Source organism: Streptomyces sp. NPDC091287, assembly GCF_044768525.1.
GTDB lineage: Bacteria > Actinomycetota > Actinomycetes > Streptomycetales > Streptomycetaceae > Streptomyces.
In genome coordinates, this window is sequence record NZ_JBIVUV010000001.1 from 207130 (window position 1) to 228073 (window position 20944).

Genomic DNA, 20944 nt, shown 5'->3' on the forward strand with positions numbered 1-20944 from the left:
CCCGCGGTCTACAGCTCCTTGATCCGGATGTCGCGGTACGAGATGACGTCGGTGACGCCGTGCACCTGGAGCCCGATGTAACCGGAGGCGAACCGCCGGCCGTCGGTGCCCGGGTCGTCGCCCCGCGGCGGCTCGAAGAGCTGACCACCGGTGTTGTCGAACTCGTTGATCAGGACACCGTTGCGGTAGATCTCGTAGTGCTGGTCCACCACCTTGATCTCGTAGTCGTTCCAGGTGCCCTTCGGTGTGACCCCGGCGCCGCCGAGACCCACCCGGTCGAAGCCGTACACCGAACCGGTCTTGTACATGTCGCCGTCCGGCCGGTCGTTGACCTGGATCTCATGGCCGTACTTGATGGCGACCCACTCCGGACGTGACTCCTCCGGGTGGTCGTGGACCTTCGGGAAGCGGACGAAGACCCCGCCGTTGGCGTTGCCCGAGCCCGGGGCGTCGTCCCGCCACTGGAGCTTCAGCGAGAAGTCCCCGTAGGCGCGGGCCGGGAACCACAGCATGCCCATGCCGTCCACCGTGGTGGAGCTGGTGATCGAGCCGTCCTCCTCGTTCAGCCCGAACGCGCCGCCGCCCACCTGCTGCCACTTGGCGAGCGAGGCCGCCGTGCCGTCGAAGAGCTTGGTGTAGCCCTCGACCTGGCCCGGCTTACCGATGCCCGACTGCTTGGCGGCCTGGTTGATCGCCCTGCGCTCGCGCTGGTCGATGACGCCGTCGGTCTTCAGCTTGTCGAGCACCGTCGTCACGTGCTTGAGGAACAGCGCGTGGGAGGACCAGTCCTTCTCGTCCTCGATCAGCTCGTTGATCGTGCAGCGGTTACGGGTGATCCGGTTCGGGACGCCCGTGTCGATCGTGCCGACGAAGACGGTGTGCCGCTCGTCGAACTCCGCGCAGTTCGGCGCGGGAACCCCGCCGCCCTGGGCGATGGTGAACGACACCTTCTTCGCCTCGGAGGTGTTGCCCGCCTTGTCCGTCGCCCGGTGGGCGATGGAGTGGTAACCGACCCGGTCGACGATCACCGGGGTGGTGTACGCCAGGTAGGGACCGCCGTCGAGGGAGTACTCGACCTTGTCCACGCCCGAGTCGTCGTCGGTCGCCGAGACGGTGGCCTTGGCGCTGGTGATGAACGCGCCGTCGCTGTTCTTGTCGCCCTCGACCTTCACCGTGGTCTCCGGAGCCGTCTGGTCCTGCGACGGCGGCTCGACCACGGTGAAGTCGACGGCCTTCTCGGCCGCCACGTTGCCCGACCGGTCGGTGGCCCGGTAGCGGACCTTGTGCTCGCCCAGCTCGTGGACCATCACCGGTGCGGTGTACGGCTGCCACGCGCCGTCCGCGCCGAGCGCGTACTCGATGGTGTTGACGCCGGACCCGGTGTCGGACGCGGTCACGGTGACCGTGGCCATTCCCAGGTACGCGCCCGCGTCGTCCTTCTCGCCCGAGACGGTCGCCGAGGTCTCCGGCGGCGTCTTGTCGTCGGTCGGCGGCGCGGCGACCGCGAAGTCGACGGACTTCTCCGCCGCCACGTTGCCCGCCTTGTCGGTGGCCCGGTAGCGGACCGTGTGGTCGCCGACCTCGTTCACCACGACGGGCGCGGTGTAGGGCTGCCACTCGCCGTCCGCCCCGAGGGCGAACTCGACGGTGTCGACGCCGGAGCCCGCGTCGGTGGCCTCGATGCCGACCGTGGCCTGGCCGATGTACGCGCCGTCACCGTTCTGGTCGCCGTCGACCTTCGCCGAGGTCGCGGGGGCCTCGGTGTCCTCGCCACTGCCCTCGGTGACGGTCAGGATGCCCTGCATCATGCCGTGGCCGGGGATCGTGCAGTGGTAGAAGTACCGGCCGGGCGACAGCGTGACCTCCACGCTGTGCTTGCCGCCCTCGGCGTCGCCCGGGTTGGCCAGGATGTTCAGCTGGACGTCGTTGTTGAACTCCGGGTCCGACACGCTGAACGTCAGCGTGTGCGGCATGCTCGTCGTGTTCCCGGTGGCCGTGCTGTTCTCGAAGACGATGGTCGCCTTGCCGGCCACCGCCGTCTTCGGCGCGGACAGATAGTGGTCGATCGGGTCGCCCGCGGTCCAGGTCAGCACCTGGTCGGCGGCGGCCGCCCGGGGAGCGTCGTCCCCCTTGCCGTACGCGGCCGTCGAGGTCAGCCCGAGGACCATCAGCAGGGAGGCCAGCAGGGCCACCCAGAAGCTCGGCGGACGGTGCCGCCCGCGTGTCAGGAGCGAGTGGTGTCTCACTTCGCCGCCGCCTTTCCGACGAGATCCTTGGCGGCCGGGGTCGCGGCGCCGCCCTTGTACGTCACGCGCCACAGCGCCGACTTGGAGTCGGAGGTGAAGAAGCCGCGCCCGTAGTCCAGGACGTACAGCGAACCGTCCGGCGCGAACTTCCAGTCCATCAGGTTGCGGATGCCGTCAGCCCCGACCGGGATGATCTTCTTCAACGACTCGGCGTGCGTGGGCAGTCCGCCCTTGCCGACCGTCTTCGGGTCGGTGAGCACGGCGTGCCGGGGCTGGGTGTCGTCGTAGAAGTCGCCGACGAACCACTTGCCGTCCCAGTAGGCGGGCCACTTCGCCGTGGACTCGCTCTGCGCGTCGTAGCGGTAGACCGGGCCGTTCATCGTGGCCTGCCCGCCGCCCTTGAGCCAGGGGAGCAGCTGCTTGCCCTCCTCCGGCTTGTAGCTCGGTACGCCGTTGGCGTCGCGCGGGTAGTCGACTCCGCCGCCCTGGGGGGAGTACCAGATGGTGTTCGGGGTCACCGGCGGGATCTTGACCAGGCCGTCGTTGTGCGGCGACTCGTTCTTCGGGGCGTCGCAGTCGTACCAGCCCAGTGGCTTGCTCGGGTCGGGCAGATTACGGTCCCGGTAGGGCTGGTTGTTGCCCATGCAGTACGGCCAGCCGTGGTTGCCCGCCTTGGTGATCGCGGCGAACGTGTCGTACTTCGCCGGACCCCAGGTGGTGGACGGGGCGCCCGCGTCGGGGCCGACCCAGCCCGCGTACAGCGTGTCCGTCGCGGTGTCGATCGAGATCCGGGCCGGGTTGCGCACGCCCATCACATAGATCTCGCCGCGGGTCTTCCCGCCGCCCTCGTCCGGCTCCTCGCCGGTGAAGAGGTTGCCGGACGGCAGGGTGTACGTGCCGTCGTCCTCCGGGTGGATCCGCAGGATCTTCCCGTTGAGGTTGTTGGTGTTGCCGGCGGTGCGCCGCGCGTCGGCGAAGGAGACGCCCTTGTAGTTCGGCTCCGGGTTGTTGCCGGAGTAACCACCGCTGAAGCCGGAGGAGTTGTTGTCACCGGTCGCGATGTACAGGTTGTCGTTCGAGTCCCACGCCATGCCACCGCCCGCGTGGCAGCAGCTGTTGATCTGCACCGGCCAGTCGAGCAGCACCTTCTCCGAGGCCAGGTCCAGCTTGTTGGTCGCGGAGTCGAAGGTGAAGCGGGAGACCTGACGGGTCGCCATGCGCTTGTCGCGGTCGATCTTCGCGTGCGGCGTGTAGTGCAGGTACACCCAGCCGTTGGACGCGAAGTCCGGGTCCAGCTCGATGCCGAGCAACCCCTCCTCGACCTTGACCAGTTCGTCGCCGCCGCCCTTGTTGCCGAAGACGTCCAGCGCACCCGCCAGGGTGACCTTCCTGGTCTTCGGGTCGTAGACGTGGATCTCGCCCTTGCCCTTGCCGATGTTCGGGTTGTTCCAGTCGATGACGACCGGGACGGAGCTGTCGGCCCCGCCGCGCCCGATGTAGAAGACCCGGCCGTCCGGTGCGGTCACCAGGCCGTGCGGCTCGCCGATCTGGTCGTTCTGGCCCGGCTGGTTGGGCTGGGTGACGCGCTCGGCGGTGTAGTTGGAGGTGATCGTCGCCTTGCAGTCGGCCTGCGAGGTCCGGTTCGTCCAGGCGAGGGCGCCCCGCAGGTGGTCGCGGAAGTCGGTCTCCGCGAAGCTGTCCGCCGTACCGCCCATGGCCGTGTAGAAGGACCGGCCGCCGTCGTAGTCGCGGCACCAGGAGACCGGGTGGTCCCAGCCGTTGGCGCTCGCGCCCGGCTTGTACGTCAACTCCCGAACGCGCGCCACGGTGTGGACGTCACCGGACGGGTTCTTCGTCCAGTTCAGCCACTTGTCGGGGCGCTTCCACTCCAACGGCAGGTTCTTGGTGGCCGGGTGGACCCGGTCGCCGATCTCCACGGTCGCCCGCTGCGTGGAAGTCGGGCTGTTCGCCGCGGGACGGGCTCCGACCAGTCCGGTGAACCAGTCCGAGTACGGCTCGGTACGCGCCGCGTCATGGATGCCGAGGAAACCGCCGCCCGCCTCCATGTAGGCTTCCAGGCCCGCTTCCTGCTCCGGGTCGAGGACGTCGCCCCCGCCGGTCAGGAAGACGACGGCGTGGAACGAGCCGAGCCGCTTGCCGTTGGTGAAGACCTTCGGGTCGGCCGTGGCCACGGTCGCGAACCGGCCGGCCTCCGGGCCGCTCAGCCCGATCTTCTCGATCGCCGCGATCCCGGCGTCCGTGTACGGTGCCTCGTCGCCCGCCGAGGCGTGGAAGACCAGCACCTTGACCTGGTTCGCGGCACCGGGCGGAGTCGGTAGAGACAACGTTGTCGCCATCTTCTCCACCAGGGCCCGGTCCGGCGACGGATCCGCGCTGGCCGGGCCGCCGCTGCCCAGCATGGACACGGTCAGTGCGCCGGCCGCCACGGCCGCCGCGAGGCCGCGTCGTGATCTGGACCGGTGATGTGATGCGCGCTGCATGTGGTCACTCACCCCTCTGTGGTCACTGCACCTCTCGGTGACTGTGGCTTGCTCACTCTTCGTCAGTTCCTCTTGATTCACTGCGACAGCGCACGAAGCTAGACCTCTTTTCGCGGTCCGCCAATAGGTATGGCAGCAATCGTGTGAACTTTGTCCTGGGTGTGGATAAACGGGGATGCCCCGGCTACGGTGTGGCCCGTTCCGGCCGTTCTTGTGGGCCGCTTCGCCGGTTTCCTTATCGCAGTGGGGAGTTCGACATGGACCGAAGGACCTTCAGCCGACGGATGCTGGTCGGTGGTGCGGCCGCGGCCGCGACGGGCGTGACATCGTTGTCGCTCGGGGCGGTGGAGGCGAGCTCGGCAGAGAATCCGCCGCGCACGGCCCCGGCCGGCGGTGTGGTGCGCCGACTGAAGATGTACGCCGAGAAGTTGCCGAACGGCGAGCTGGGCTACGGCTTCGAGAAGGGCAAGGCCTCGATCCCCGGCCCCCTCATCGAGCTGAACGAGGGCGACACGGTCCACATCGAGTTCGAGAACCTCACCGACGTCGACGCCAGCCTCCACGTCCACGGCGTCGACTACGACATCGCCAACGACGGCACCCGGATGAACAAGAGTCACGTCGAGCCCGGCGGCACCCGTACGTACACCTGGCGCACCCACGCCCCGCGCGTCCGCAAGGACGGCACCTACGAGCCGGGCAGCGCGGGCTACTGGCACTACCACGACCACGTCGTCGGCACGGACCACGGCACCGGCGGCATCCGCAAGGGGCTGTACGGGCCGGTCGTCGTGCGGCGCAAGGGCGACATCCTGCCCGACCAGACCTGCACGGTCGTCTTCAACGACATGATGATCAACAACAAGACGGCCCACAACAGCGTCAACTTCGAGGCTACGGTGGGTGACCGGCTCGAATTCGTCATGATCACGCACGGTGAGTACTACCACACCTTCCATATCCACGGTCACCGCTGGGCGGACAACCGGACCGGCATCCTCACCGGCCCCGACGACCCGAGCCGGGTCGTCGACAACAAGATCTGTGGCCCCGCGGACTCCTTCGGCCTCCAGATCATCGCGGGCGAACGCGTGGGCGCGGGCGCGTGGATGTACCACTGCCACGTCCAGAGCCACTCCGACATGGGGATGGCCGGGCTCCTGCTGATCAAGAAGCCCGACGGCACCATTCCGGGCTACGAACCCCACCACGCGGCGGGCGGCGCGGAGAAGAAGACCGAGGAGAAGGCCGGTGCGAAGGGTGCCGCCGAGACCGCCGGGAAGGGCTCCGGGGAGCACCAGCACTGACCCCGTCCGTGGTCCCGTCCGTCACGGGGCCCGCGGAGGGGGCGGGCCCGGTCGTGGACGGAGGGCGGGCCCGGACGGCGGGCGGCCCCGGTCACGGACGGCGGGCGTCGTCCGCGAACCGCTGCTGCTCCTCCTCGACGATGCGCCGGGCCAGTTCGGCGTCGGAGACGTCCACCGCGTCCGGGGTGGTCTGTGCCAGGTCGCTGCGCCGGGCGTATGCGTCGAAGAGCCGGTCCTTGCGGGCCAGCAGCTCTACCAGGCGCTGGTCGACGCTGTCCGTGGCCAGCAGCCGGTGCACCTGGACCGCGCGCACCTGGCCCATCCGGTGCGCACGGGCCACCGCCTGGTGTTCCAGCGTGGGTTTGATCTGCGGCTCGCACAGGATGACCACGGAGGCGGCCTGCATGTTCAGACCGGTGCCCCCGGCCTGGATCTGGCTCAGCAGCACCGCGTGCCCGTCCACGGCGGAGAAGGCGTCGACGAGCTCCTGCCGCCGGGCCGGCGGGACGCTCCCGGCGAGCGGCCCGAAGGCGTCCGGGCCCAGGGCTTCGCCGACCGTCGCGAGGACCTCGCGGAAATAGGAGAAGACGACCACCTTCAGGCCGGTCTCCCGGGCCTCGTCGACCAGCTCGCGCAGCCGCTCCAGCTTGACGGAGGACCCGGGAACGGCGTAGGCGGCCCGGCGCATCCGCATGAACCGCCCCGAGGCGACCGCCTCCCGGTAGGCGTCCCGGTCCTCGGCACCGAACTCCTCCCACTCGTCCACGTGGACCAGCGCCGGGAGTTCGGCCAGCACGTCGACCTGGTTGCGGCGGAGATAGGCGGGGGCGACGGCCCGGCGGAAGGCCCGCGAACCGGCCGCGCCGTGCGTACCGCTGACCGACGGCGCGAGTTCGGGGCGGAGCTGGCGCACGAGGCTGCGGAACTCCTCGACCCGGTTCTCCATCGGGGTGCCCGTGAGGAACAGCACCCGCTCCACGTGGTCCGCCCAGCCGGCGACCGCCCGCGACCGTCGGGCCGCGGGGTTCTTCACGAAGTGGGCCTCGTCCACGACCAGCATCCCGGGCCGCACCGAGGCCGCCGCCTCGGGCAGCAGGTGCAACGCGTCGAACGTGGTCACCGCCACCCCGCCGTTCTCCCGCCAGTCCGCGAACGCCTCGGTCCGCTCCGCACCGTGCACCGGCACGGCGCGCAGGGTGGAGCGGGCCCGGATCTCCCGCGTCCAGTTGATCAGCACGCTCGCCGGGCAGACCACGAGGAAGTGGCTTTCGCCGTGGGCGGCGAGATGGGCGAGCGCCGCGATGGCCTGCACGGTCTTGCCGAGCCCCATCTCGTCCCCGATGACGACCCGCTTCTGCGCCAGTGCGAAGCGCGCCCCGAACGCCTGATAGCCGCGCAGGGACACCCGCAGATGCGTGTCGTCCAGGCGCAGCGCGCGTACCTGGTCCGCGATCCCGGCGGGCAGGAACCCCTCGGCGGCGTCCCGGTCCGGACCGCTGCCGGACAGCTCGGCGAGCAGGCTGTAGTACTCGGCGGACCGCAGCTCGAAGTCCACCCAGGCCTCGGCCGGCGACGCCGGTGACCGCAGCAGGTCGGCCGACGCCTGGGCGAAGAGCACCGGCAGCTCCCGCTCCACGGCGTCCGCCAGGGCCGCGTGCACCGAGCCGACGGCCTCGCGCGCCCGCGCCCGCGCCTCCCGTCCCGTGAACAGCATGCGCAGCCGGCTCCCGGCCGGTGCGGCCGCCGCCACCGGAGGGCCGAGCCGCTCGGCGAGCCGACGGGCCGCGTCCACCGCCCGCCGCGCGTCCGTACCGGCCTCGGCCAGCCGGTGCAGGGCGACGACCAGTGCGGTGCTGGTGTCGTCCGGGGCGTCCACGTCGATCCGCACCGAGACGGTGTCCCGCACGGCGTGGGCGATCTGCGCGGCGGCGGCCAGCGCCTGATCCGCGGTGTGGGCGCCGACGCCGGGGAGCTGCCGGAGCTCGTAGCGGTTCGTGCCGTGGACCTGCCCGACCGTGCCGAACCCGGCCTGCTCCAGCGCACCGAGACGCAGCCGCCCCTCGGTGACGTCCTTGAGCCGGGATACGGGGATCGCGGCCAGCTCCCGGCCCACCAGGGAGTCGAGCAGCGGATCGAGCACGGAACGCACGGCGTCCACGGCGGCTCCCCGGTCCGCCGGCACGGCTCGGGCGCTCTCCAGGAGCCGCTCCGCCCGCGCGAGCAGCTCCCGGACCGGGCCGCCTGTCGGCACCGGGCTCGCGGCGGCCCCGTGCGCGAGTGTCCCGAGGGCCGTGCCGCCCGCCGCCCCGCTCTGCTTCATGTACGTCCTTCTGTTCCCGGAGTGGGTGTCCCGCCGCTCCGGTGCCGGTGTCTCACCGCCCCGGGAACCGCTCCGTCGGCTGTCCCGCCATCGTGCCACGCACCGCCGACAGCCCCCGGGCGTGCACAGCTGCCCCCCAACAGTCGCGCGACGCGTCGGACGGCAGGGCGCTACGCCCCGGCGGGCACTCGGGAGAGCGCCCTGGCCGCCCTGCCGTGGCGGATCGAGGCGGTCGGCGACGCGTTCCTCGCCGAACAGCAGGAGGCCGCCGACATCTTCCACCGCACCGGCTTCATCGAGCGCCCGGTCACCGTGGCGGACGCCGTCGCCCACGCACCCACCAAGGCGGTCTGAGGGACATGGCAGCCGAAGTCCTGTGGTACATCATCCCGCGCGAAGGCGCCTACCCCTGGGAGCCGGCCGGCCGGCGCCCCGTCGACCTCGGCTATCTCAGCAGGCTCGCCGGAACGGTCGAACAGCTCGGCTACAGCGGCGCGTTGCTCGCCACCGACCTCTACGACGTCTGGCCCCTCGGCAGTGCGCTGGCCGCGTCCACCAGCACCCGGTTCAAGCCGCTGCTCGCCGTCCACCCGGGACTGATCTCGGGCTCCATGTGGAGCACGACGAGCGGTACGAGCTGAGCGCCGAGTACTGGTCGATCGTCAAGCGGCCCACCGCGGGCGAGGTGCTCGACCACCGGGGCCGCTTCTACGACCTGAGGGACGCGGGCGCGTCCTTCCGCGAGCTGAAGCCCGTCCAGGACCCGCACATCCCGCTCTGGTTCGGCGGCTCCTCGGACCCCGGCATCGAGATGGCCGCCGAACACGTCGACGTCTTCCTCGCCTGGGGCGAGCCGCCGCACCTGCTGAAGGAGAAGCTGGAGCGGGTCAGGGCGCGGGCCGCCGCCCACGGACGTACCCTGCGCGTCGGGCTGCGGCTGCACCTCATCGTCCGCGACACCGAGGACGGCGTCGGCCGGCAGCGGCAGTTCCGCCAGCACGGCGGCGGGGTCCCCGCCCGCGTACGGGAGCTGGAGGTCCACCCCAACATGTGGCCGGGCATGAGCCTCTTCCGACCAGGTCCCGGCACGGCGGTCGTCGGCTCAACTGCCCAGGTCGTCGAACGCCTGCGGGAATTGCAGGACTTGGGCGTCGACACCTTCATCCTGTCCGGCAACCCCCTGCTGGAGGAGGCCTACCGCGTCGCCGAGACCGTGCTGCCGTCCCTCGACGTACGGCGCTGAACGACCATCGCCCGACGGCGGGGACGACGCGCCGGTCCAACGCTTCGCCCCGGCACCCCGGCGCTGTCTACGCTGAGCCGCGTGACAGAAGCGATCACCGTCGGCCCCGGCTCCCACCGGACCGCCCGGAGCCGGGGCCCCGCGGCTCCGCCGGTGTATCGCACCCCGGTCGGCCCCGCGCGGACTGCGGTCATCGGTGCCCGGTGCAAGACTCGGAACGAGAGGAACCACCCGGCAGCACAGGACGAGCAGGATCACCCGGACCGACTGAGGAGCACGCCATGATCAGCCCCACCTTCCTCGACGGAGCGCCCAACTGGGTCGATCTCGGCACCCCCGACCTCGACGGGGCCACCGCCTTCTACCGGGAGCTGTTCGGGTGGGGCCTGATCCCCGGCGGCCCCGAGGTCGGCGGCTACGGAATGCTCACCCTGGACGGCCGGTACGTCGGCGGTGTGATGACGGTGTCGGAGGAGGAGTCGCCCAGCGCCTGGTCGGTCTCCTTCCAGTCACCCGACATCGCCGCCACCGCCGCGGCGGTGGAGCGGGCAGGCGGCGCCGCCGCGTTCGAGCCGATGGACGTCCTGGACTTCGGCAGCGTGGGCGGCTTCACGGACCCGGCCGGGGCGTACTTCGGCGCCTGGCAGCCGAAGGAGCATCCCGGCTTCGGCGTCGTCCAGGAGCCCGGCTCGTTCCTCTGGGCCGAGCTGTACACCTCCGACGTCCCGGCGGCGGCCGCCTTCTTCGGAACCGTCTTCGGCTGGGGGACCGACCAGTTGAAGGTGGAGGGCACCGACTACACCTACACCACCGTCCACCCGGCCGGGGCCGGCCCGGACGCGTCGTTCGGCGGCCTGGTCCGGATGGGCGACGTCCCGTCCGAGGCCGCCCGGGGCCCGCACTGGCTGCCGTACTTCGCCGTGGCCGACGTCGACGCCACGGTGGCCGAGGCCAAGCGGCTCGGCGGCACGGAGACCCTGGCCGCCATGGACGTGCCCGGTGTCGGCAAGATGGCCAACGTCGCCGATCCGTACGGGGCGGTCTTCGCGGTCATGAGGCCCGAGCCGAGGCAGTAGCCACGGGCGGGTACCGCGGTCCCGGAGGCTCCGGCGAGTGCTCCGTGGCCGCCCTCGGAGCGAATTGATGAATCGTTGATCAGTTGTTTATCGCCACCGGGCACCGTGTGCACCATGCTGATCAACACCGTGACCGACGACGCGCTCGCCTGGCAGGAGTCCGCGTTGTGCGCGCAGGCCGGGCCCGAGTTCTTCTTCCCGGCCCCGGGCAGTTCGACCCGCGAGGCCAAGCAGCTGTGCAACGCCTGCGAAGGCCGACTGGCCTGCCTGGAGTACGCCCTCGCCAACGACGAGCGGTTCGGCGTCTGGGGCGGGCTGTCGGAGAAGGAGCGCGAGCGGCTGCGCAGAGAAGGCCGCGACCGGGGCTGAACACCGCGAAAGGCCAAAGTCTCGTCTGGCCCGCGGCGTCCGGCACGCACTCTCGCACCGTAAACCCCTGGGGTGTTCGGGGCGGGCCCGGCACAATCGGGCCATGACCGACGCACCGCCCCTCGTCCTCGCCGCCGCCCTGCTCGACGCGCTCGAACCGCTGTCCCACGTGGGGCGCATGAGCGAACTGGCGGTCAGAGCGAGCCGACTGGCCGACCAGGGGTCGCTGCGCGCCGTCCTCGACGAACTGGAGGACGGCGATCCGTACGAGCGCCGGATCGCGGTGATCGCCGCCGCGGTCGGCCGGGACGCCGAGTGGATCGGGGCGCGTCTCGCCGACGAGGACGCCGTCGTGCGCGGGCACGCCCTGCGCGCGGCGCGGACGCTCGGGGTGCCGGACACGGCGTACGAGAGGGCCTTCGCCGACGCGCCCGCCGCCGTGCGCCGCCACCTCGTGCGGGCGATCGTCGCCGACCGCCGCACCGCACTCGCCGACCGCCTGGTGCTCGCCGAGCGCGACACCCACGGCGACATCGAGGCGGCCCGCCTGCTGCCCGGGTGCTCGGCCACGACGGTCAGGACGCTGCTGCCCGAACTGCGGCGCTCGACGGCCTGCTGGTCCTCGCTCGGCCACCACCACCCCGGACCGGTCCTGGACTCCGCCGAGGAAGAACTGGCCGGCCTCCCCGTGACGGCCCGGGACGCCTGGTGGCACGGGTACGGGCACCCCCGGGGCATCGTCGCCGCGACCCGGGCTCTTCCGCACCGGGTGCTCGACCTCCTCGAACGGTTCGGCCCCACCCGGCTCCCGGTGGTGCTGGGCGCCCCCCTCGGGCATCTCGTCGCAGCCGATCCGGTCAGGCTCGCCCGCCTCGCCATCAGGCCGGACGTCTGCGCACGGGTGCTCCACGTACTCAGCGGAACCCAGCTGCGCCGCCTCGTCCGCGCCCTGCCCGACACCCTTCTCGTCGAACTGGCCCTCAGTGCCGCGGACCCGGCGGGCCCGGGGCCCAGGATCCTCCGCGCCCTGCCGCCCGGCCGTCGCGCCGCACTCCACGAGGCGGTCACCGAGGAGAGGGGCGAGGGAGCACCGACGGCCACCGTCGACACCCGGCTCCTGGACGCGCTGCCCCGTAACCGGGTCGCGGCCGTGGCCCGGCGGGCGGCGGACCGGGCCCGTGCCCGCGGTGACGACGCCGCCGTCCTCGACGCCGTGTCCCACCTCCCCGTCGACGAGGGACGCGAACAGCTCCTGACCGCCACCCGCGGGCCCGCCGCCGACGACCGCGCCACGGCGTGGGCGCTGCTCGTCGCCGGCGCGGGCCGCTCCGGCGATCCGGCCACCGTCGCCACCGTGCTGGAGGACCTGCTGCGGCTGCGCAACGAGCAGGACCCCGTCCGCTCCACCGCCCTCACCGCCCTGGCCGGGGTGCGGCCCGCGCTCTTCACCGACGCGGTGGAACCGCTGCTCGACCGCATCGCCGCCGACGCCGTGGAGGCCCGCGACTCCTCGGCGGCCACCCGCTCCGTCCTCGGCTCCCTGGCCGTCGGCGCGCTGCGCGAACACGCGGTGACCGGCCAGCGCGACCTGCTCAACTGGGCGCTGCGCACCCTGGTCCGGATCACCGGCACCAGCGGCAGCGCGGACTTCGGCCGACTGGACCGGACGCTGCGCCGGGGCCAGGAGCACACCGTCTTCGACGCGCTGCGGCCCTGGCTGGAAGCGGGCGCGGAACGCTCCGACTACGGCCTCGTCCTGGCCCTGGCCCGCGCCGTGGGCCGTCGCGCCGACGCCATGCCCGGCCTCCAGGACCTGCTGTGGCAGGCGGTGAACTACGGGGACGCCACGGCCGCCCGGACCGCCGCCGCCCTGTGGCTCAGGGCCCCGGCCGGCCGGGACGAGCGGGCCGAATCGCTGCTCGCCCGGCACCCCTCCGCCATCGCGCTCCCCGACGTCCGGCGCGTCGTGAGCCGCCGGCGGACGGACCTGCTGGCGGCGTACCTCGACGGGACACCGCCCCGGGGCCGGTTCCTCGCGCCCGGAGCGCCATGGACCGTCGAGGTCGCCGGAGCCGAGCGCTGGACGCCCCGTCAGCAGCGTTCCGCACAGCGCGCGGTGGAGCGCACGGTCACGGACGAGAAGCTGCCGCTGTATCTGCGCACCGCCGCCCTGGGGCAGCTCGCCCGCATACCCGGGCGGGGCGCCGACGCCGTACGCGCCTGGACCGACGACCGGGACGTGGTGCTCGCGGAGGCCGCGCTCGCCGCGCTCGCCCACACCGACCGGCCCGCCGAGTCCCTGCCCGAGCTGCTCGCCCACGCGGGCGACGACCGGGCCCGCGTCGCCGTGTACGCGGCGGGCCGCGCCGCCGCGCACACCCGACCCTCCCGGCTGGCCCCCCTGCTCGCCGCCCGCACGGGTCCCGGCACCGGCAAGGTGACAAGCCGCAAGGAGATGGTCCGCCTCGCCGCCGCCCTGCTGCCCCGCGCGGAGGCGGCCGGCCTCCTCGCCGACGCGTACGGGCAGCCCGGCCAGCACCTCGACGTGCGGGCCGCCTGTGTGGCCGCCGGAACGCCGCTGCTCGGCGACGTACGCGTATGGAAGATGACGAAGGACGCGGCGCTGGGGGAGCGTGCGCTGCGCGTCGCACTGCTGCGGGTGTGCCCCATGGAGGTGGAACCCCGCTTCCGGGACCGCTACGCCGCGCTCATCCACCATGTGTGCAAGGGGGACGACGACCAGGTCGCCGACCTCGCCCACCGTGCGCTCGTCCCGTTCCTGCCGTGGGCTCCCGGGGCCGCCGCCGCCCTGGTCGACGCGGTCACCGACCTGGACCGGCGGGGGAGATGGCGCCCGGCCGCCGACGCCCTCGTGGACGCGGCCCTGACCACCCCGGATACGGTCGGGGCCCTGGTCCGCGCCCTGTCGCTGCTGGCCACCGGCGAGACCGCGGACGACGCCGGGGCGGAGCGCGACCGGCCCGCCCGCCGGCGGCTCGGCCATGTGGCCCGGACGCTGTCACTGCGGGCCGGTCCGAACAACCGGCCCGCCTCGGTGGTGCTCGCCGCCGCGGGCCGGACCCTGGCCGCGCACCGCGACCTCGTGCCGGACGCCGTCGCCCTGCTCTCGCGCTCCCTGGACCTGGCGGGGGACCCGGACACCCTGCACACCGAGCTGGTCGCGCTGGCCGCCCTGCACGGCGGCCGCCCCGCACTCGCCGCCAGGACCGCGGCAACGGTCGGCAGGCGGGTCGCCGGATACCAGGGGGCGGAGGCCGGCGACCCGGACACCCTGCTGCTTGTCGTCGCACGGCTGGCGGGGACGGGGGATCCGGCCGAGGGGCTCCTCGCCGCGGAACTGACCGTGGCGTGCGGCCTGCGCACCGGGTGGACCGGGCCGTGGCGCACCCAGCTGCGGATGCTCCGCCAGCACACCTCGGGCGACGTGCGCGACGTGGCGTACGCCGAGGCCACCGCCGAGGAGTAGGGGCGTCCTGGATCCGGCGGGCCCGGGGCACCTGACGCATCAGGGCCCCGGGTGGGGATCAGGCGCGGCCGCGCGCCACCATCCGGGCCTTGCGGGCGGCGAGCTTCTCGTCGAACTTCGACGCCTCGCTGTCCAGCCCGCTCATGTACAGACCGAGCTCCTCCTGGGCCTTCGCACCCTCCGGGCCGAGCCCGTCGACGTCCATGACCTTCAGGAAGCGCAGCACGGGCTGGATCACGTCGTCGTGGTGGATGCGCATGTTGTAGATCTCGCCGATCGCCATCTGCGCGGCGGCCCGCTCGAAGCCGGGCATGCCGTGTCCGGGCATCCGGAAGTCGACGACGACGTCGCGCACGGCCTGCATGGTCAGGTCCGGGGCCAGCTCGAAGGCGGCGCCCAGGAGATTGCGGTAGAAGACCATGTGGAGGTTCTCGTCGGTCGCGATCCGGGCCAGCATCCGGTCGCAGACCGGGTCGCCGGACTGGTGGCCGGTGTTGCGGTGCGAGACGCGGGTGGCCAGCTCCTGGAAGGCGACGTACGCGACGGAGTGCAGCATCGAGTGCCGGTTGTCCGACTCGAAGCCCTCCGCCATGTGCGCCATGCGGAACTGCTCCAGCTTGTCCGGGTCCACGGCGCGCGAGGTGAGCAGGTAGTCGCGCATCACGATGCCGTGGCGGCCCTCCTCGGCGGTCCAGCGGTGCACCCAGGTGCCCCACGCGCCGTCGCGGCCGAAGAGGGAGGCGATCTCGTGGTGGTAGCTGGGGAGGTTGTCCTCGGTGAGGAGGTTCACCACGAGGGCGATCTTGCCGATGTCGGTGACCTTGGACTGGTCGGCCGTCCACGCCTCGCCGTCCTCGAAGACGCCGGGGAAGTTCCGGCCGTCGGAGAAGGGGACGTACTCGTGGGGCATCCAGTCCTTGGCGACCTTGAGATGGCGGTTGAGTTCCTTCTCCACCACCTCTTCCAGCGCGTACAGCAGTTGGGCGTCGGTCCACGCCTTCGAACTGCCGAGGTGGGGAGAGGTGATCGTCACGGGGAGCTCCTGGGGACGGGAGAATTACCTACGGCTTCGTAGGTTACGTGACCGTAGGTTAAGGCGACCGTAAGGCCAAAGCCAAGCCCGCCCCCGGGAACGGCCGGACACACGGAGTCATCCGGCCAGGTGAGGGGGTGTGCGAGAGCCCTCCCCTGGCCTTTCCGGGCCCCGTTTCACCGTTCCGGAATGGGTTGCTCCACCCCTGGGTTCCGAGGCCGCTCCGCCCCGGTGCCCGGGCGTGGTCCCACCCCCGGATCCCGGCGCAGATAGTGGCCGGTGACGGACGTCGGATGAGCGAGCAGATCGGCGGGCGTCCCCTCGAAGACCAGCTCCCCGCCGCCCTTGCCGCCGTCCGGACCGAGGTCGATCACCCAGTCCGCCCGCTTGACCACATCCAGGTTGTGCTCCACGCAGATCACCGTGTTCCCCGCGTCGACCAGCCGGTCCAGCAGATCCACCAGCGTGCCCGTGTCCGCCAGGTGCAGCCCGGTCGTCGGCTCGTCCAGCACGTACACGCTGGAGGTGCGGTGCAGCTGGGTGGCGAGCTTGATCCGCTGACGCTCGCCGCCCGACAGGGAGGAGAGCGGCTGCCCCAGGGTGAGGTAGGTGAGGCCGACCGCGTCGAGGGTGCGCAGCTTCCGCAGCAGCACCGGATCCTCGAACAGCCCGGCCGCCCGCGCCGCCGTCATGTCCAGGACGTCCACGATCGACCGGCCGGAGACCCGGTGCTTCAGCACATCGTCGTGGAAGCGGCGGCCCTCGCACTCCGGGCAGGTCGTGGTGACCGGATCCATGAACGCCAGGTCGGTCGAGATCTCTCCACGGCCCGAGCAACCCGCGCAGGCCCCGGCGGAGTTGAAGCTGAACAGACCCGCGTCCACGCCGTTCTCCCGGGCGAACACCTTGCGGATGGCGTCCAGCGCGCCGATGTACGAGGCGGGGGTGGAGCGCGACGAGGCCGTGATCGCGCTCTGGTCGATCACCACCGCCTCCGGGTACGCCGCCGTGAACACCCGCGACACCAGGGTCGACTTCCCGGATCCCGCCACCCCCGTCACCGCGGTCAGCACCCCGGTGGGGAACGCCACGTCCAGGCCCTTGAGGTTGTGCAGGTCGGCCCCGTACACCGCGAGCCGGCCGGTGGGGGAGCGGACGGTCTCCTTGAGCGGGGTGCGGCCGCGCAACGCGCGGCCGGTGAGCGTGTCGGCATCGCGCAGCCGCTCGTAGGTCCCCTCGAAGACGATGTGACCGCCGTCCGCCCCGGCCCGCGGCCCCATGTCGACGACGTGGTCGGCGACGGCCATCACATCCGGGTCGTGCTCGACGACCAGCACCGTGTTGCCCTTGTCGCGCAGCCGCACCAGCAGATCGCCCAGCCGCCCGACATCGCGCGGATGCAGGCCGACGCTGGGCTCGTCGAAGACGAACGTCAGCCCGGTGAGCGAACTGCCCAGGTGCCGCACCATCTTGAGGCGCTGACCTTCGCCCCCCGACAGGGTCGTGGTCTCCCGGTCCAGGCTCAGATACCCGAGCCCGATGCCGACCAGCCGCTCCAGCCGTTCCCGGGCGGCGGTGGCGATGGGCCCGCCCACCGGATCGTCGATCCGCTCCAGGACGCCGACGAGTTCGGAGACCTCCATCCGCCCGTAGTCGGCGGGCGAGAAACCGTCGATCCGGGTGGCGAGCGCCGCCGCGTTCAGCCGTGCCCCGCCGCAGGCCCCGCACACCCGCTCCACGGTGAACCGGGCGGCCGCCTCGCGCCGCTTCTCGGACAGCGAGGCGGTGTCGCGCTTGAGGTGCAGCCGCTCGAACCGGGTCACGACCCCCTCGAACTTCATGTCCGCCGAGCCGGTCCGCATGTCGATGCGAACGCTGAACCCGGAACCGTGCAGCAGGATCCGCCGTTCCTCCTCGCCGAACTCGGACAGGGGCAGATCGTTGTCGAAGCGCCCCGACCCCCCGTACAGATTCCACTCCCAGCTGCCCACCGTCAGGCCGGGCAGCAGCAGCGCCCCCTCGTTCAGCGACTTCGACCAGTCGATCGCCCGGTCGAGATCCAGCTGGACCGTGCGCCCCACCCCGTCGCACTCCGGGCACATCCCGCTGGGGTCGTTGAACGAGTACGCGGTCGCCCCGCCCGCGCTCGGGGTCCCGCGGCGGGAGAAGAGCACCCGGATCACCGACCAGATGTCGGTCGCCGTGCCGACCGTGGAGCGGACGTTGCCGCCGAGCGGCTTCTGGTCGATCACGATGGCCACCGACAGGTCCTCGACGGACTCGACGTGCGGCCGCTCGTACTTCGGCAGCCGGTTGCGGAGGAACGAGGTGAAGGTCTCGTTCAGCTGCCGCTGCGACTCCACGGCGATCGTGTCGAAGACGACCGACGACTTGCCCGATCCGGACACGCCGGTGAAGACGGTGATGCGGCCCTTGGGGATCCGGAGGGAGACGTCGCGCAGATTGTTCTCGCGCGCGCCGGTGATGACGATGTCGCGGTGCGCGGAGCCAGAGGTGCCCGGCTCCGCGTCGTGCTCGGGGAAGCGATCCATGAGGCCGACGCTAGGCGGTATACCCGACAGCTTCTGTCCCCTTTTCCCGGGCGATCCGATGTCACCCGTCCGCGCCCACGCTCATCAGGCGAGCCCGCGACCGCGCCCAGACGTCTCCCGGCGCAAAGGACTCGGCGTCCCAGGTGGTCGAGGTCAGCCGCCCCCGACCGTGGTAGGTCCGCATGATCTCCACGTGCGGCGGCCAGTCGACGAAACCGCGCAGAGCGTGGTGATCGCACCAGACGGCCACAGCCCCGCATCGCCGGCCGGTCCGCTCCGCCCACAGCCACATTCCGTGCGCCCCCTCCAGCTCCTGCCAGTCGGCGGACAGGCGGCGTGCCGCCCGGTATATCCCGGGCAGATCGCGGCGTCTGCGGGGGGCGAAGTCGGTGATGCTGACCAGGACCGGGCCGGGCAGGCCGTCCAGCTGCCCGGCCGTCCAGGAGGACCTCAGGATTTTCGTAGGCATGTGCAGATGATCTGCTTGCGCTTATCATCTGTCAACGCTTAGATTCGGCACTGTGAACGCCGCCGCCGAAAACGAGCCCCGTCCCGACCTCGCCGCGATGGTCGTCCCCTTCGGTCGGGCGCTGGTGGCCGCCGAGCAACCCGTGCTGGACGCGCATGGGCTGAGCATGTGGGGATATGTGGTGCTGTCGGCCCTCGGTGAGACGCCCCTGCGCACCCAGGCCGCACTGGCGGCCGCCATCAACGCCGACAAGACCCGCATCATCACCGTGCTGGACGACCTGGAATCGCGCCATCTGCTCGTGCGCAGGCCCGACCCGCAGGACCGCCGGGCCCGACTGCTCTCCCTGACTCCCGAGGGCCGCCGGCTCCGGGACGCGGTGAGGGATGAGATCCAGCGGGGCGAGGAGGCCTGGCTGGGACAACTGGCGGACCTCGACCGGGAGAGCTTCCTGCGGAGCCTGCGCACGCTCGCCGACGCGATCCGCCGGAGCCCGGATCAGTAGCCGCCCGCGCCACCTGGATCCGTGCCCCGGCTCAACCGCCCCGCCCGGCCGGTCTCAGCGGCCGTCGCGCACCGCCCGGGCCGTCGTGTCCGACAGCCCGCCGTCGAGCCGGAGCCAGCGGGTGACCCCGATCGACTCCAGGAACGGCACGTCGTGGCTCGCCACGATCAACGCCCCCTCATAGGCCTCCAGCGCCTCGGTCAGCCGCCGTACGCTCGCCAGGTCGAGGCTGTTCGTCGGCTCGTCGAGCAGCAGCAGCCGGGGCGGCGGGTCGGCCAGGAGCAGCATCGCCAGCGTCGCCCGGAACCTCTCCCCGCCCGAAAGGGTCCCCGCCGGGCGGTCCGCCGCCGCCCCCTTGAACAGGAAACGGGCCAGCCGTGCCCGTACGGCGTTGTCCGTGTGGTCGGGAGCCGACCGTGCCACGTTCCGCACCACCGACGACGCGTCGTCCAGCACGTCCAGCCGCTGCGGCAGGAACCCGGTCGCGACCAAGGGGGTCGCCTCGCCCGAGGCGGGCGTCAGCTGCCCCGCGATCAACCGGAGCAGTGCGGTCTTGCCCGCCCCGTTGCGACCGGTCAGCGCGATCCGCTCGGGACCCCGCACCATCAACTCGCCGCGTAGCGGCGGGCCGTAGGGCGGCACCGGATCGCGCAGCAGCAGCACCTCGCTGCCCGGATGGACCCGGGTCCCCGGCAGCTCGACCCGGATCTCCTCGTCCTCCCGCACCGCCAGCTCCGCCTCGTCGAGACGCTCCCTGGCAGCCGCCAGCCGCTCCGTGTGCAGGATGCGGTGCTTGCCTGCCGACTCCTGCGCGGAGCGCTTGCGCTGCCCCATGACGACCTTGGGCTCGCGCTTGGTGTCCCACATCTTCTGCCCGTAGCGCTTGCGCCGGGCCAACTTCATGTGGGCGTCGGCCAGTTCCCGCTTCTGACGCTGTACGTCCGACTCGGCGACGCGCACCATGCGCTGCGCCGCCTCCTGCTCGACGGCGAGCGCCTCCTCGTACGCCGACAGGTTCCCGCCGTACCAGGTGACCGAACCCTCGCGCAGGTCCGCGATTCGGTCCACCCGTTCCAGCAGCTCCCTGTCGTGGCTGACGACGAGCAGCGCGCCGGTCCAGGCGTCGACCGCGTCGTAGAGGCGCCGCCTGGCGTACGCGTCCAGGTTGTTCGTCGGCTCGTCCAGCAGCAGCACCCCGGGCCGCGCCAGCAGCAGAGCGGCCAGCCGCAGCAGGACGCACTCGCCGCCGGACATCTCCCCGATGGCGCGGTCGAGCCCGATGTGGCCGAGGCCGAGCCCGTCCAGGGTGGCGAGGGAGCGTTCCTCGATGTCCCAGTCGTCGCCGATCACCGCGAAGTGCTCGGGCCGGACGTCGCCCGACTCGACCGCGTCGAGCGCCGTGCGCCGGTCGGCGACGCCGAGCACCTCGTCGACCCGCAGCGCGGTGTCCAGGATCAGGTTCTGGGGGAGGTAGCCGAGTTCGCCACGGGTCCTGATCACACCGGACTGGGGGGCGAGGTCACCGGCGAACAGGCGCAACAGGGTCGATTTGCCGCAGCCGTTGAGGCCGATGAGACCGGTGCGGCCGGGCCCCACGGCCAGGTCGAGACCGGTGAAGAGCTCGCTGCCGTCGGGCCAGGAGAAGGCGAGGGAGGTACAGCTGATGTGGGTGTCGGTGGTAGACATGCGGATCTCCCGTTGTACGTCGGGAACGACAGGGACGGTCGGCGGAAGCTGAGATCGCACACGGGCGCTCCGGGCCGCGGCAAGGCGCGGCGGGCGCTGCACGGTGTGCACAGGACCTCAGATCAGCAACGTCCCACTCCGATCGACGAC

The 20944-nt window shown here is 72.0% G+C and carries 12 protein-coding genes and 2 pseudogenes; 7 read left to right on the forward strand and 7 right to left on the reverse strand.

The window, feature by feature from the left end; genetic code table 11:
* Window positions 1-8 precede the first annotated feature (8 nt).
* Together ACIQRW_RS00850 and ACIQRW_RS00855 are read right to left on the reverse strand one after the other, a co-directional pair.
* The gene (locus ACIQRW_RS00850; RefSeq protein WP_403752443.1) at window positions 9-2246 is read right to left on the reverse strand and encodes an OmpL47-type beta-barrel domain-containing protein; all 2238 of its coding nucleotides are present in this window, start codon (window positions 2244-2246) and stop codon (window positions 9-11) included.
* Window positions 2243-4747 carry a ThuA domain-containing protein gene (locus ACIQRW_RS00855; protein ID WP_403752446.1) on the reverse strand — a complete coding sequence of 835 codons (2505 nt, stop codon included), beginning with the start codon at window positions 4745-4747 and terminating at the stop codon, window positions 2243-2245. Before ACIQRW_RS00855 ends, ACIQRW_RS00850 begins: the two co-directional genes overlap by 4 nt.
* A 257-nt stretch (window positions 4748-5004) precedes the next feature.
* On the opposite strand from ACIQRW_RS00855, the gene ACIQRW_RS00860 reads away from it, so the two are divergent.
* On the forward strand, window positions 5005-6054 hold the full coding sequence (locus ACIQRW_RS00860) for a multicopper oxidase domain-containing protein (RefSeq protein WP_403752449.1): 1050 nt from the start codon (window positions 5005-5007) through the stop codon (window positions 6052-6054).
* A 91-nt stretch (window positions 6055-6145) separates the two neighbouring features.
* Here the strand turns inward: ACIQRW_RS00860 and ACIQRW_RS00865 are convergent, their stop codons facing one another.
* Complete coding sequence (locus ACIQRW_RS00865) at window positions 6146-8374, reverse strand: DEAD/DEAH box helicase (RefSeq protein WP_403752452.1); 2229 nt, start codon at window positions 8372-8374, stop codon at window positions 6146-6148.
* Between the two features lie 192 nt (window positions 8375-8566).
* Here ACIQRW_RS00865 and ACIQRW_RS00870 point away from each other — a divergent pair.
* The 5 genes and pseudogenes from ACIQRW_RS00870 to ACIQRW_RS00890 form a co-directional block, all read left to right on the forward strand.
* Window positions 8567-8728: pseudogene (locus tag ACIQRW_RS00870) on the forward strand (sulfonate ABC transporter substrate-binding protein); the annotation flags it as partial.
* A gap of 5 nt (window positions 8729-8733) precedes the next feature.
* Window positions 8734-9617: pseudogene (locus ACIQRW_RS00875) on the forward strand (LLM class flavin-dependent oxidoreductase).
* A gap of 281 nt (window positions 9618-9898) precedes the next feature.
* Complete coding sequence (locus tag ACIQRW_RS00880) at window positions 9899-10693, forward strand: VOC family protein (protein WP_403752455.1); 795 nt, start codon at window positions 9899-9901, stop codon at window positions 10691-10693.
* Window positions 10694-10807: 114 nt separating this feature from the next.
* Window positions 10808-11062, forward strand: a complete 255-nt coding sequence (locus tag ACIQRW_RS00885; RefSeq protein ID WP_026290061.1) for a WhiB family transcriptional regulator — start codon at window positions 10808-10810, stop codon at window positions 11060-11062.
* Between the two features lie 103 nt (window positions 11063-11165).
* On the forward strand, window positions 11166-14549 hold the full coding sequence (locus ACIQRW_RS00890; RefSeq protein ID WP_403752458.1) for a hypothetical protein: 3384 nt from the start codon (window positions 11166-11168) through the stop codon (window positions 14547-14549).
* 58 nt (window positions 14550-14607) lie between these two features.
* Here ACIQRW_RS00890 and ACIQRW_RS00895 read toward each other — a convergent pair whose 3' ends face one another.
* The 3 genes from ACIQRW_RS00895 to ACIQRW_RS00905 form a co-directional block, all read right to left on the reverse strand.
* On the reverse strand, window positions 14608-15582 hold the full coding sequence (locus ACIQRW_RS00895) for an acyl-ACP desaturase (RefSeq protein WP_403752461.1): 975 nt from the start codon (window positions 15580-15582) through the stop codon (window positions 14608-14610).
* 176 nt (window positions 15583-15758) lie between these two features.
* Window positions 15759-18134 carry an ATP-binding cassette domain-containing protein gene (locus ACIQRW_RS00900; protein ID WP_403752464.1) on the reverse strand — a complete coding sequence of 792 codons (2376 nt, stop codon included), beginning with the start codon at window positions 18132-18134 and terminating at the stop codon, window positions 15759-15761.
* A gap of 61 nt (window positions 18135-18195) precedes the next feature.
* Window positions 18196-18603: a hypothetical protein gene (locus ACIQRW_RS00905; RefSeq protein ID WP_403752467.1), complete on the reverse strand. Its 408-nt coding sequence runs from the start codon at window positions 18601-18603 to the stop codon at window positions 18196-18198.
* Between the two features lie 52 nt (window positions 18604-18655).
* Between ACIQRW_RS00905 and ACIQRW_RS00910 the strand changes: the two genes are divergently transcribed.
* Window positions 18656-19108: a MarR family winged helix-turn-helix transcriptional regulator gene (locus ACIQRW_RS00910; RefSeq protein ID WP_403752470.1), complete on the forward strand. Its 453-nt coding sequence runs from the start codon at window positions 18656-18658 to the stop codon at window positions 19106-19108.
* 54 nt (window positions 19109-19162) lie between these two features.
* Here ACIQRW_RS00910 and ACIQRW_RS00915 read toward each other — a convergent pair whose 3' ends face one another.
* On the reverse strand, window positions 19163-20794 hold the full coding sequence (locus ACIQRW_RS00915) for an ABC-F family ATP-binding cassette domain-containing protein (RefSeq protein ID WP_403752473.1): 1632 nt from the start codon (window positions 20792-20794) through the stop codon (window positions 19163-19165).
* Window positions 20795-20944 lie beyond the last annotated feature (150 nt).

Bases quoted from the DNA above. Each gene is read 5' to 3' on its own strand.
- ACIQRW_RS00860 (WP_403752449.1), top strand. From the start codon at position 5,005: ATGGACCGAAGGACCTTCAGCCGACGGATGCTGGTCGGTGGTGCGGCC.
- ACIQRW_RS00900 (WP_403752464.1), bottom strand. From the start codon at position 18,134: ATGGATCGCTTCCCCGAGCACGACGCGGAGCCGGGCACCTCTGGCTCC.
- ACIQRW_RS00890 (WP_403752458.1), top strand. From the start codon at position 11,166: ATGACCGACGCACCGCCCCTCGTCCTCGCCGCCGCCCTGCTCGACGCG.
- ACIQRW_RS00880 (WP_403752455.1), top strand. From the start codon at position 9,899: ATGATCAGCCCCACCTTCCTCGACGGAGCGCCCAACTGGGTCGATCTC.
- ACIQRW_RS00885 (WP_026290061.1), top strand. From the start codon at position 10,808: ATGCTGATCAACACCGTGACCGACGACGCGCTCGCCTGGCAGGAGTCC.
- ACIQRW_RS00855 (WP_403752446.1), bottom strand. From the start codon at position 4,747: ATGCAGCGCGCATCACATCACCGGTCCAGATCACGACGCGGCCTCGCG.
- ACIQRW_RS00865 (WP_403752452.1), bottom strand. From the start codon at position 8,374: ATGAAGCAGAGCGGGGCGGCGGGCGGCACGGCCCTCGGGACACTCGCG.
- ACIQRW_RS00905 (WP_403752467.1), bottom strand. From the start codon at position 18,603: ATGCCTACGAAAATCCTGAGGTCCTCCTGGACGGCCGGGCAGCTGGAC.
- ACIQRW_RS00915 (WP_403752473.1), bottom strand. From the start codon at position 20,794: ATGTCTACCACCGACACCCACATCAGCTGTACCTCCCTCGCCTTCTCC.